At 36.2% G+C, this 12687-nt stretch carries 15 protein-coding genes and 1 riboswitch; of the genes, 6 read left to right on the forward strand and 9 right to left on the reverse strand.

The features are described 5' to 3' along the window. Window positions 1-188 precede the first annotated feature (188 nt). The 3 genes from GMB86_RS12920 to GMB86_RS12930 are packed head-to-tail and all read left to right on the forward strand — an operon-like array spanning window position 189 to window position 1242. Entirely contained in the window at window positions 189-716 is a 528-nt protein-coding gene (locus tag GMB86_RS12920; RefSeq protein ID WP_155220586.1) for a helix-turn-helix domain-containing protein, read from the forward strand. Window positions 717-723: 7 nt separating this feature from the next. Continuing rightward, the gene (locus GMB86_RS12925) at window positions 724-951 is read left to right on the forward strand and encodes a hypothetical protein (RefSeq protein ID WP_155220588.1); all 228 of its coding nucleotides are present in this window, start codon (window positions 724-726) and stop codon (window positions 949-951) included. A gap of 27 nt (window positions 952-978) precedes the next feature. After that, window positions 979-1242 (forward strand): type II toxin-antitoxin system VapC family toxin, encoded by a 264-nt coding sequence (locus GMB86_RS12930; protein WP_155220590.1) that lies wholly within the window; start codon window positions 979-981, stop codon window positions 1240-1242. A gap of 77 nt (window positions 1243-1319) precedes the next feature. Here GMB86_RS12930 and GMB86_RS12935 read toward each other — a convergent pair whose 3' ends face one another. From GMB86_RS12935 to GMB86_RS12970, 8 genes are all read right to left on the reverse strand, one after another. Then, a complete protein-coding gene (locus tag GMB86_RS12935) occupies window positions 1320-2807 on the reverse strand; it encodes a sodium:solute symporter family protein (protein WP_155220592.1) in 1488 nt (495 codons plus the stop codon). Further along, on the reverse strand, window positions 2804-3010 hold the full coding sequence (locus tag GMB86_RS12940; protein ID WP_155220594.1) for a DUF3311 domain-containing protein: 207 nt from the start codon (window positions 3008-3010) through the stop codon (window positions 2804-2806). The genes GMB86_RS12935 and GMB86_RS12940 overlap by 4 nt, the downstream gene beginning before the upstream one ends. Window positions 3011-3303: 293 nt before the next feature. Next, window positions 3304-4302 (reverse strand): NAD(P)/FAD-dependent oxidoreductase, encoded by a 999-nt coding sequence (locus GMB86_RS12945; protein WP_155220596.1) that lies wholly within the window; start codon window positions 4300-4302, stop codon window positions 3304-3306. A 169-nt stretch (window positions 4303-4471) separates the two neighbouring features. Beyond that, entirely contained in the window at window positions 4472-5323 is an 852-nt protein-coding gene (locus GMB86_RS12950) for a GNAT family N-acetyltransferase (protein ID WP_155220598.1), read from the reverse strand. Window positions 5324-5617: 294 nt separating this feature from the next. Beyond that, complete coding sequence (locus tag GMB86_RS12955) at window positions 5618-6646, reverse strand: aromatic ring-hydroxylating dioxygenase subunit alpha (RefSeq protein ID WP_155220600.1); 1029 nt, start codon at window positions 6644-6646, stop codon at window positions 5618-5620. A 17-nt stretch (window positions 6647-6663) separates the two neighbouring features. Further along, entirely contained in the window at window positions 6664-6912 is a 249-nt protein-coding gene (locus tag GMB86_RS12960) for a ferredoxin (RefSeq protein ID WP_155220602.1), read from the reverse strand. Window positions 6913-7012: 100 nt separating this feature from the next. Continuing rightward, window positions 7013-8065: an aromatic ring-hydroxylating oxygenase subunit alpha gene (locus GMB86_RS12965; protein WP_155220604.1), complete on the reverse strand. Its 1053-nt coding sequence runs from the start codon at window positions 8063-8065 to the stop codon at window positions 7013-7015. 202 nt (window positions 8066-8267) lie between these two features. Next, window positions 8268-8612, reverse strand: a complete 345-nt coding sequence (locus GMB86_RS12970; RefSeq protein ID WP_155220606.1) for a Na-translocating system protein MpsC family protein — start codon at window positions 8610-8612, stop codon at window positions 8268-8270. A 359-nt stretch (window positions 8613-8971) separates the two neighbouring features. On the opposite strand from GMB86_RS12970, the gene GMB86_RS12975 reads away from it, so the two are divergent. Then, window positions 8972-10333 (forward strand): MATE family efflux transporter, encoded by a 1362-nt coding sequence (locus GMB86_RS12975; RefSeq protein WP_155220608.1) that lies wholly within the window; start codon window positions 8972-8974, stop codon window positions 10331-10333. Window positions 10334-10360: 27 nt separating this feature from the next. Here the strand turns inward: GMB86_RS12975 and GMB86_RS12980 are convergent, their stop codons facing one another. Further along, window positions 10361-11419: an undecaprenyldiphospho-muramoylpentapeptide beta-N-acetylglucosaminyltransferase gene (locus tag GMB86_RS12980; RefSeq protein ID WP_155220610.1), complete on the reverse strand. Its 1059-nt coding sequence runs from the start codon at window positions 11417-11419 to the stop codon at window positions 10361-10363. 229 nt (window positions 11420-11648) lie between these two features. Continuing rightward, a riboswitch (Fluoride riboswitch) is annotated at window positions 11649-11710 on the forward strand. 53 nt (window positions 11711-11763) lie between these two features. On the opposite strand from GMB86_RS12980, the gene crcB (GMB86_RS12985) reads away from it, so the two are divergent. Next, window positions 11764-12174, forward strand: coding sequence for a fluoride efflux transporter CrcB (crcB, locus tag GMB86_RS12985; protein WP_155220612.1), 411 nt, complete (start codon window positions 11764-11766; stop codon window positions 12172-12174). Then, window positions 12174-12536: a fluoride efflux transporter CrcB gene (crcB, locus tag GMB86_RS12990; RefSeq protein WP_329602922.1), complete on the forward strand. Its 363-nt coding sequence runs from the start codon at window positions 12174-12176 to the stop codon at window positions 12534-12536. The genes crcB (GMB86_RS12985) and crcB (GMB86_RS12990) overlap by 1 nt, the downstream gene beginning before the upstream one ends. The last annotated feature ends 151 nt before the right edge of the window (window positions 12537-12687 follow it).

Below are 12687 nucleotides of genomic sequence, written 5' to 3' on the forward strand. Positions count from 1 at the left end.
TTAATTAGTAAAGAGTGATGGCTTTAAGCTATCACTCTTTTCTTTTGCGCTATGTAGCAAATAACGTCATTTGTACCAATAAATGTTTGCTAAAGCCTCTTTTAAAGTATCGAAAAGATTTCGTAAGTTTCGCATGTTTTAATAACACGAAACATAGAGTATAATAAAGAGGTGAAGAGGTGATTATTATGATAAAAGATATACCAACTAAGCAAATCGAATTGGTCAAAGAAAAAGAAAATATTTTTAATCCTAATCAACGATTGTTCTTGGAAACTTTAACCACCTTTTTAACAGCTCAGACAGCCTTAACAGAAGAAGACATTAGGGATTTAATTGAAAGGTCAAAAAAAGTGGGTGCACCTGATTTTGCAGAGTTATTAAATTCCTTATCACAAAGTCCTCAATCTAATATTGCCCGTATACCTGTACAAGTTGCAGAAAAATTTTTTAGCGCCTCCGAAATTGCTGATATTTGTGGAGTTTCTGTTCAATCAGTTCGCAAAGAATGCGATAAAGGAAACATTAAAGCCAGAAGAGGAATCAAAAATAGTTGGATAATTCCTGCAAGTGAATTAGAGAATCCTATTTGCCAACGATGGATAGAAAACAAACAAGCGATGTGGTCTCGCATTGAAGATGCAAAAAAAGTATTAAAAGATAGCGATGAATTGATAAATAATTTAAAAGACATCGAAGAAAACAGGAAACATTAGAGATAAAATGACGCGCTATTTAATCAACACAAACATCGTTCGTTTCTATATTGAAAGCAATAAAGAAGTAGACGTATTTTGGGAGAAATGCAAGCAAAATAATGATACGCTTTTACTCTCTATGGTGACAGTGGGAGAATTAAAATCTCAAATAGACGAAGTGAAGAAAAAGCATAGACTGGCTTTAAGGCAACTCATTAAATCTTTTCCAAAAATCCCAGCTACAGACCCTTAAGACCGTAAAGCCCACGCCTATAGAAGGATGGCTAGAATTATTAGGGCACAACATCAAAAAGAAAAAAAATCTTACCAACCCAGACTTCCAGGATTGGCAGATGCAAAGATTGCTGTAGATGCCATTAATGAAAAAATAGATATTGTTACAAATAACACGAAAGACTTTCACATTGCACGTTTCTTTGGAATATCTCTATATGATCCCATCAGAGATATTTGGTTTTATCCTATTGAAAAAACGAATAGTAATCCTCCAAAGTATATTTTACCAAATGAAAAATACGACTAAAATCCAATCTAATTTAATAGATTGGATTTTTAAATAACAACGTTATATTGTCATGCCCCCATGTTTATCGTCAAATTTTATTTATCATTGGCTAACATTTTATTTGTACTGATATTCTCTTTTGCTTGATGTGCAAAGAAGAAATTAAGAACGACGACAACTACCACATTGACGATGAGACCCCAGAAACCATCATATCCAGGTAAGTGGAAGATAAAGTGATTAAGGAAGACAAATACGATTCCTGAAATTAATCCAACGAGTACAGGTGTTTTGGCTAAGTTCTTCCAATATAAACTTAGGAAAATAGCAGGTAGTAATTGTGCTGTTCCACTAACACCTTCGAGTTGAAGTTGTACTAAGTAGTTTGGGAACAAAATACCAAAGAGTAAAGCAAGTCCAGTAATGACAAACACAAAGCAGCGTGCAATCAATGTTTGCTTTTTACCTGAAATATTTGGTACAAAGATATCTTTTACAATGTTTGTTGCTACTAGGTTACTAGCTGCTAGAACCATGATGGATGCAGGAACTAGGCTTGCAAGAGCGATGGTTGAAAACATCACGCCTTGAACAATTGGGTTTGAATAAGACGCATCAATCAAGTGAAGCAAGGCAAAGTTTGCAAACGATGGATCTTCTGGATGCTTTGGCAAGACCATGAAAGCAATAAGCCCAAGCAATGTTACAAAGAACAAGAGAATATTATAAAAAGATAAGAAAACCGTATTTTTACGAACAGAATCTTCAGATTTGGCACTTAATGCCCCTGTCGCTCCATGTGGCCACATAAATAGAGCTAGTGCTGAAATAAATGAAGCCGTTCCAAACCAGAAGCTGTTTAACATACCATTTGGACTAGTGCCAGGCAATGTTAATTTTTCAGGATATTTGGTGACAACTTGATGAAGCATATCTCCCCATCCATCAAACCAAATATATGGAATCGTCACAATCATTCCGATAAGAACGATCCAAACCAAGAGATCCTTAATAACGCCTGTCCAAGCTGGTGCACGAAGACCACTAAAGAAAGTATATAAAGCAACTAATATAAACGAAATAATAAGAGCAATTGTACCTACTGCTTTAGGATTTTCAAAAACACCTTGGCCAGCAACTTGAACTACACCTGTGATACCCGATAGTTGCAAACATATATATGGAATTAAGAAGACGATGCCAACAAGTGCAACACACACCCCAAGTAACTTACTTTGAAATCTTTCACGTGCATAATCAGCAAGCGTTGTCAAATTATGTTTTGAAGCATAACGCCAGATTTTAGGGATAATAAAATAAGCGATTGGGAAACACATCACAGCATACGCGATAGAGAAGAAGGCTGGCGCGCCAAAACTATACGCATAACCTGTCATTCCCAAAAATGCGTAAGCCGTATAGATATCTGCTCCAACTAAGAACCAAACGAGTAGTCCTCCAAAATTTCGTCCGCCAATACTCCATTGTTCAATAGAGCTACGGGCAGCTTTATCTCTACCAGCTAAAAAGCCGACGAATATTACAGCTAATACGATTAAACAAGTCACAACTAACGCAGTCATTTTTCTTCACTCCTTACATCACGATCATGTTTCTTTTTACCAATCACATATATCCACCATGAAAGAATGGGGGTTACGATCATACTTAAAAGATACCAGAACAGAAAAAAAGGCATCCCAATGATAATGGGATGCACTCGGTTTACGAGAGGCAACACCCCAATGTTCATAATAATAATAATAAGTAAGATAATCCATTGCATAACTTTCACACTCCTGTTTTTTAGAAAGGGCTAACGTCTGTAATAATAGCATCAATAGGGAATTTTCGCACTACTTTTTTTAAAAAAAATACATGATTTTTTCAAATTTATAAATCGGGAAATACTAGGCCTTTTTTGCAAGATGTTATATTAGCTGGCGACTAGTTGAAAGAGACGATCAAACTACCTTTTTTTATTATTGTAATGACCGAGTTGATTTCATCATTTTGACACAACTTAAAAATAAAGACACCTCAAGAACTCGAGATGTCTTAAACTTCACTATTTTCTTTTTAATTAAATAAGCTTGTACTATGCATGGGTTGTGTTCGGGATTTTGGATCAATATAATGTTTCACATTATTAACAGCCGTTGGCGCTTCCCCAAATCCTGTTGCGATTAATTTTACTTTACCCTCATAAGTAGCGACATCCCCAGCCGCATAGACACCTGGTATGTTGGTTTCCATTTTACTATTCACAACAATGGCATTTTTTTCTATGTTGAGATCCCAATCTTTAATCGCACCGAGAGAAGAAACAAAACCATAGTTACAAATTAAAGCATCTAGATCTAAGGTTTCTATCTTTTCGCCTCTTACTTCTTGAATGACTAATTGCTTAATATTAGTGTCATCACCGATAAGCTCTTTCACTTGAAAAGGCGTTTTTAAGATTACGGACGATTTTTTTAATAAATCAACGCTATGCTCATGAGCACGGAACTTATCACGTCGATGGACAAGCGTGACTTCTTTTGCGATAGAGTCTAGCATATTGGCCCAATCAACTGCAGAATCTCCTCCACCTAAAATAACCACTTTTTTATCTCGGAATACCTCTAAGTCCTCAACAAAATAATGAAGATTATGCCCTTCATATTGTTTTGCGTTTTCTGTATCAATCCGTCTTGGCTGAAATGCTCCAACGCCAGCTGTAATAATAACCGCTTTTGTAACATGTGTTTCCCCGGATATTGACGTCAACTTAATCGTTTGATCCTCAAGATGTTCTAACTTTTCTACGGTTTGTTCTAAAACAATCGTTGGATTGAATTTTAAAGCCTGCTCTTTTAAGTTACTTACAAGGTCTTTGGCTTTAATTTTAGGGAATCCAGCGACGTCATAAATATCTTTTTCTGGATAAAGAGCTCCAAGCTGTCCTCCTAGCTGAGGCATGCTTTCAATAATTTTCACTTTCATATCTCGCATACCAGCGTAAAAGGCAGCAAATAATCCGGTTGGACCTCCACCAATGATTGTTACATCAAATTGTTCTGTACTTTCTGTCATTCTTCACCCTCCAACATCTCTATTTCCTTAAAGATGGTATGTTTAGTCTAAACTAAAGCTCGGGTATCTTTCTTTATTCTCTTTAGAAGATACCTATTTAGACATTCTGATTCTCAACCACTTCTCAATTACTCTATTTTATATTAAATATAAAAACTATTCCACTATATTAATTGATAAGATGTAAACACTCAATTACAGGGGTAAACCCAATTTTTTTGTACATCGCATTTGATATAGGATTCGATCGATCTGCGTATAAATAACAAAACGCATAGCCATGACTCAATATTTCTTGACATAAAGAGCTCACGCAACCGGTTGAGTAACCTTGTCCTCTATACTCAGGGTCTGTATAAACAAGGTTAATGCCAGCTCCGCTCTTTAGTGGTCTAATTAAATTAGCCATTGAAACGATAGACTTATCCTTTTCCCAAACATATAAAGACTCTCTCGTAATATAGGATTCAGCCATCATATCAATTTCTGAATCAGCTAAAGGCTCGTTGATAGATTCGCTAAACGTTTGAATCCAATTTTTAATTTTTACTATATCTTTTCTATTCGCTTTACGAAAGAGACCTTGTGGACGCGTGAATTGATTAAGTTTGTGAAGCTGATAAATTTGTTCATGTCGAAATTCCTTAAACGGTTTCCGCAAAAAACGCTTCCCTATCTCAGCAAATAACGAGACAAGTTCTTTTTCTCCTATCACGCTTCTAACATTAATCAAACGATTAATAATGGCTTTTATAGCTAATACGATGGCTTGATCAATATTTTCATGGGATATGTCTCCAGAAATAACGAGCCTGTTTTTCTTGTTCATAAACAATGATAGAATGCATCGATTGTCGTCATTTACAGTCGCCATAATTTCATTGTTAAAGTACATTTTATCTTGAATTTGTTTATAACAAATGCCTAGAATTAAATTGTTTTCGACTTCTTTCTCAAGTAAGAATGCCTCTACTTCTCTTAAAAAGACTCGCACATCCGCAAAATGAATCACATCCATCATATCACCTCATCATACGCCTAGGAGTCATTCAATGTCTCCCCGTAAACCAAAATGAAAAAATTCAGACGAAAAACTCGATCGTTTTCTCGTGAATAGGTCTATACCTTTGTATTTTGGTACGTAAATCTGACAGTGTCAAGAATTATTTATAAATGACGTGTTTTTAATGGATGAGTTCAGGTAATTAAGTAAACAATCGCTGTGCTATCTTCTGGCATTATACCTTCGACTTCTGAAGTTATCGTTCTTTCCTATGACACCTAAGACGAACGATCAAGCAGATATGTCATTAATTTACCTTTTCATGTGCTTTTGTTTCTTTACTTCACTACCATAGGTAACCCCAAGTTCACTTAGCCACCTGCGATAGGCAATGCTGACTCTGTCTGGAGGAAGGTGAAGTTCTGCTTGCAAATCGAGTGGTAATTCTTCAGGTCGTTGACTCTCAACTACAGCCGTGTCTTGATCTATAATCAGTTGTTGAAAATCGATATAATACTGATCTGGTGTTTCTAAATCGTAATTTCGAGACACTAAGGCAAAGATCTTTGATTTTCTTTTCGCTTGTGGCTGGACAGCAAATAACATTGAGAAAATTTCATTAGTCTCCTCGTTAACTTTTTTTAATCGAGCCAGCATCGGTCTTAATATCTCAAAGGTATAATTCAAGATCGACCATTTTCCTGTACCATCTGGATCGGCATAGACCGGTATGACATCCGACACATACCGATTGTCTTTCCAATGAACTTTGTAATCTGGTATTTCAGCATGTTCGGAATCACCTAAACTTCCTTCATGAACAAAGGCAAGGTGGCTCACATCTAGAAAGTTTTCTACGACTCTTGGTGCGGCTGCGTTGATAATATGTGGATCGGCATAGACTGTCTTAAAAGATGGATCGTCAAACTCTTCATAATCAGGTAAAGGTAACTTTGAGGCTATCTCATCTTGACTCAATTTAACCCAGATAAGACCATACCGTTCCATACAAGGATAAACAACTGCTTTAGCTTTTGGGGGAATGACTCGTCTTGCAGGCTGCTGAGGTATTTTTACACATTTTCCTTCTTCGTTATACTCCCAGCCATGATAAGGACAAACAAGACAATTGTTCACGACTTTTCCTAATGACAGCTCCGCTCCGCGGTGAATACATAAATCTTTAAAGGCTTTAATGCCATTATCCGTTCGAAACAAAACCACTCGTTCTTCTAATATAGACACTTGAACGGGTTGATCAATAATTTCGTGGGCATATGCAGCAGGTAACCACTCACTGGCCAAAACAGGGTCTAGATCATATCTTTCGTCTGTTTCCATTCCAAATCCCTCCAAACTTATTGGTTATTTAACATTTTACAAAGAAAGGGTTCATCCGAAACTTTAATCGACTCTGTAGGACAGCCATCCCGTGCATCAATTAAATCATCCTCTAAATCTTCCAAGATTGGGATTGTGCCTTTATTTTTATCGATAATAACTTCAGAATAACCTTCTTCATCGTAATCGAATAGATCGGGTGCAGCTGCTCCGCAAGCACCACACGCGATACAAGTATCCTTATCAACAATCGTATATTTAGGCATTTGATCTTCTCCTTTCAATGTTGGCACTCGTAAAACAGGTTTTAATTAAGCCTATTGTTTCATCAAATCGATTATTCAAATATTTCTTTTCGTTAACTTACTAACTTGTATAAATAGCGCCGAGCCCCATTTTTTTAAGTAGTTTCCGGTAAGCTACGGACGTACGATCTGCCATAATATGAGCTTCCATCTGTAAGTCAAGTGGCAACTCTTCTGGTTTTTGGTTTTCAACCATTTCACTATCTTCCGTAAAGACTTGAAGATTAAAAGCATAGACGTCTTCGATTGGTGAGTCTTTATCAAAATTCCTTGCAATCGGAACAAACAATCTCGTTTCACGAGCGGAAATAGGGCAGACAGCATTCATAATCCACAACTCTCCATCATTTGGGAAATGAACTTTCAATGTTGCCCCAAATGGAGGATAAACATCAAACACTCGCAGCCATTTAAAATCTTCTGGAGCACGAGACTGTTGACCTTTAGGATAGTTGCTTACTGTACTTAAATACTCTACATGAAGGCCATAATCTGTGTGATCAACTTGGTATCTGGGTACAAATGCGTTATTTCGGTCTCCAAATGATTCCGTATGGACCCAAGCAAAATGGGCTACATCTAGAAAACCTTCCATTTGTCGTCCAGCAGAACCTTTAATATCAAAAGGAGGGCAAACGATTTGTTGGAAATTATCATCTTCCCAAGCTTCAAAATGAGGAAGGTTATCTTCTTTTCCTAATAATGATGTCCACACAAGTCCAAACCGTTCAATAACAGGGAAGACACTCATACAGAGGCGAGGCGAAATTTTCGCATCCGGATGAGCAGGAATGGACGTACATTTTCCGTCTGTTCCGTATCTAAATCCATGATAAGGGCAAACAATATCATCTCCCTCTACCCACCCCATGCTGAGCGGTGTGCCGCGATGAACACAAAGATCACGGAATACCACAACCTTATGTTTTGTACGATAGACGACTAAATTAACATCCAGTAGTTTAATTGGCATGGGTTTATCCGTTACCTCACGACTTTCAGCGACCGGGAACCAATACTTACTTAATACCTCCCAGTCTTCCTTACTAAATGTACATTCTTTTGGGTAGTCCACGTTTTGTTTGTTTTTTAGAGTTATCGTTTGTTCTTTCATATGTCTCTTCCTTTCATATCATTAATAGATTAAGGTCCTTAACATTAAATCAAAGGAAAAAAGCCGTGAAGATAGACAGTCTATATCTACCTTCACGGCTCTTACTTTCCGTTTAACAGAAGTTAAGCATCCGCAATCACTTTTAAATTATAGAAATAAACGATGATACGCTTATTCTACAATGTTATAGCTTGCTTGAAATTCATATTTGAGTAATGGGTTGATCAAAACAAATGACAATGCAGGTTCTTTGTACTATTGGATCGTAATCTCTAAACAAGTAAGTTATTTTTTTATCAAAAGTCTTTTCAATCTTCTCTTTTAATAACTGTTTGTACTTTATAGATAAAGCTGAATCGACCGATAAAACTAATTGATGATAGTCTTCTTCTAAAAAACTCAAAGCTGGAATACGTTTTGTCGTTGCGATGATCAGAATTTTATTGTCCAAAACATCTATTTTTTGATCCTGCACACCGATATTAAAGATCTTTTTATTAATTTCATTATTGATTATAGCAAGACTTTTCTTAGATATACTGACCATCTAATAACACCTACCACACAATTGACTACACATTTAAAATTTTTATAATATTTATTCTACTTATGATTTTAATACAATGTGTGAGATAAGTCACGAGTTATATTATCCAAAATTAACTTTACCATTTAGTTGATTTAACCATTAAGTATGAAAGCCTTGTTTCCTTCCCTTCCTCCATTTAAGGTTTTCTTTTTCATTAAACGCTAGTTTTTTATAACTTTAAATTCTTTTTTGTATAGATCTTGATAATAGAGTTGATACGCCTCATTTCTATATTCATACTTTAATAAGTTATGATATACTCATGTAAGATTTTAGCTTGCTATCAGAAAGTTCACCAGGTAAGGATTGAGTACATCATGTATAAAACACATTCAGTAGGAAGTAAAATATCCCTTCTAATTTCCATTCTAGGTCCCATTTTGATTACTCAGTTGAGTATTAGTGCCATGAATGTCGCCGATACGATCATGTCAGGCCAAGCAAGTACAAATGATCTCGCCGGCGTAGCCATTGGATCAAGTCTCTGGATGCCCGTTTTCACGGGCCTCGGCGGTATATTGTATGGGATAACACCCATTATTTCACAATTAAAAGGTGCTGAGAATCTGAAAGAGATTCCATTCATATTCTTTCAATCGATCTATCTCGCCGTCATTATTTCCATTGTTTTATTTTTCCTCGGCTTACTGTCGGTTCATCCTATCTTAATTTATATGGGTTTATCTCCTGAGGTACGAGCTATTGCCTCCCATTACTTACTTGCTTTATCGATTGGAATTATTCCTTTATTTATGTATACAGTATGTCGTAACTTCATTGATGCCCATGGAATAACTAGAATGACGATGATGATTACGCTGTTAGGACTCCCAGTGAATGTCTGCTTAAATTACGTATTTATCTTTGGAACATTTGGTTTTCCTCGTCTTGGTGGAGTTGGAGCAGGTATCGCAACAGCGATGACCTACTGGCTCATGGCGATTATTTCTTTTATCTTTTTAATAAAAGGACAACCCTTTTTTCTCTATCATTTGGGGACTAAATTATATCCTATCTCTATTAAAATATGGAAAAAGTTGCTCATTATTGGTGTGCCAATTGGTCTATCTATTTTTCTTGAAACAAGTATATTTTCAGCCATAACTTTATTGATGAGTGAATTTGATACGGTTATTATTGCTGCTCATCAAGCGGCATTAAATGTAGCATCCCTCCTTTATATGGTCCCATACAGTATTTCAATGGCCATGACCATTTCTGTTAGTTTTGAAATTGGGGCAAAACGTGTCCATCATGCAGCTTTGTATAGTCAAATAGGCATCATCATGGCCGTTTCCATTGGTCTTATCTTCTCATTTGGATTATTTTTTACTAAGGGTTCTATTGCTCATCTATACGCTTCATCACCGCAAGCTGTGAAAATGATTCAGCATTTTCTACTTTATGCCATTTTCTTTCAACTTTCAGATGCTGTCGCCGCACCTATACAAGGGGCATTAAGAGGATATAAAGATGTCAATGTGACCTTTATTGTGGCTTTAATTTCTTATTGGGGGATGGGACTTCCTTGTGGACTACTTCTTCTCCATCTCACAGATCTAGGTCCATTTAGTTATTGGATTGGATTAATTATTGGTCTTGCTTTGGGGGCTGTCTTTTTATTCATAAGACTCATTTATATTCAAAAAAAATATCGAAACCAAGAAGTCATCCTTTGATTCTTCATGGTTTCGACTTTTCTCAAACTATTTTGTGATCAATTTTAATATTTTTTCAATGCCATTAGTCGTGTTAGGTGCTGCATTCATTCGATCAATATACTCATATCGATCGTGATACACTTTTTCAATGGTTTTGATAAGCTGATCCTCTGATAAGGTATCATCGTCTAAGATTTCACAAAATCCTTTTTGCTTAAAAGATTTTGCATTTAAAATTTGATCTCCTCGGCTCGATCTTAAAGGCAAGGGAATCAAAATCATTGGTTTCTTTAATGCTAAGAATTCGAAAATCGCATTTGAACCCGCTCGAGATAGAATAATAGTGGATGCCGCTAATACATCTGGAAGTTCTTCATTTAAATATTCAAACTGTCGGTATCCTTCTAACCCTTCCATTTCAGGCGCTAAATGACCTTTCCCGCATAGATGAACGACTTGAAATTTTTTTAGTAAGTCGTTTAAGGATGATCTTAAGACATCGTTAATTTTTTTTGCTCCAAGGCTTCCTCCCATCATAAGAAGAACCGGCTTCGACGACTTGAACCCTAGAAATTCAAGTCCTACTTGTTTTCTGCCGCTTAATAATTTATCTCGAATCGGCGCCCCTGTGTGAACCACTTTTTCCTTTGGAAAATGGTTAGCCGCTTCTTCAAAGGTGACAAATAGTTTGCTAGCAAATTTCATGGCAATACGGTTAGCGAGCCCAGGGGTTATATCAGATTCATGAATGTAGACAGGAATCCGATTCAGCCATCCAGCTATCACGACAGGAACTGAAACAAAACCACCTTTTGAGAAAATAACCGTTGGTTTTATCTTTTTGATAATAAAATACGCTTGCATGACCCCACCTAGAACTTTAAAAGGATCTTTGAAGTTTTTCAAATCAAAATACCGGCGTAATTTTCCACTCGAAATGCCGTAATAGTTTATATTTTGAGCTTCAACAAGATCTTTTTCAATCCCTGTTTTTGAGCCTATGTAGTGTATATCCCAGTCTTTCTTTAAATGATCAATAAGTGCAAGATTTGGCGTGACATGCCCAGCTGATCCTCCACCTGTAAATACAATTTTTTTCGTCATGATCTTTCTTCCCTCGTTTCATTCTCGGAGCATCACTTTATTTCTCCTTAAAGTAGTTTATTACAGTTGTACCTTGATGTAAAATCTTTTTTTCTATTAAAATGGTAAAATTCCTGTGTTAAAGATGCTCATTGCAATAAGCGATAAATAATCTCATTCACTCCAAGCCGTTTAAAAAAACAATGAGACCTCGTTGACAGGGTTTATGAGCTTTGATAAGCTAATTACAATCAAAATAGGCGATGGAGTTCGCCATTAAAATGCACCTGTGCTGATGACTCCTACTAGTTAATCTTTAACTGGTAGGAGTCTATCTTTTTGTGCAAACTTAAGGAGCGGTTAGTATGCTATATTTCATTGTTGGATTAGGCGGTATATTCGGTGCCCTAACACGTTATTTGATTGGAATTTCGTTCACACAGACATGGGAATATCCGTTTCCACTGCCTACCTTACTTATTAATTTAATTGGTTGTTTCTTACTAAGTTGGTTAATAACCTACCTTTCTCGGCGTAAAATCTTCCCTCATGAAGTTGTGACAGGAATAGGTACAGGATATATTGGTGCCTTTACGACTTTCTCTACGTTTAGTGTTGAAAGTATCTCACTTATAAAAACAGGCTATTATAGTCTGTCACTTGTCTATATCCTATTAAGCCTATTAGGTGGGCTAGTTACATCCTGGTTAGGATATCAATTAGGAGAACGAATGATGTTCAATTACAAGTTAAAAGCTAAGGAAGATGCCGAATGATATTACATCTACTTCAAGTCTCAATAGGGGGTTTCCTAGGTGCAACCGCTCGTTTTTTTATCAGCAACATGGCTAAGAAAAACATATCATCTTCTTTACCAATTGGTACATTGTGCATTAATTGGATAGGATCATTCTTATTAGGCTTCATAACTGGAAGAAACTTTACAATTACATGGGCATTGCTTTTTGGAACAGGATTTATGGGAGCCTTCACAACTTTTTCTACATTGAACTTAGAGTTAATTCAACTATTAAAAAGTAAAAAATGGACATCTTTTGGTCTTTATCTCACTTTAACCTATTTGGTCGGCCTAATACTTGCTTACCTCGGTTTAATCGCAGCTATAGAAAGGGATTAGTTATTGACATGAATAAACTCTCTGGTATTCGGTTATCCAGAGAGTTTTTGCTTTACTTTATATTTTATGAACAGCGTTTTAAGCTATGCAGCCATTTATGATTATCAGGTCGTTTTAGTCTGTTTCTATTATTATGTCTACTACAAGCACC

Origin of the sequence: Terrilactibacillus tamarindi (assembly GCF_009718825.1) — a bacterium.
In the GTDB taxonomy this organism is placed as follows: Bacteria; Bacillota; Bacilli; order Bacillales; family Sporolactobacillaceae; genus Terrilactibacillus; species Terrilactibacillus tamarindi.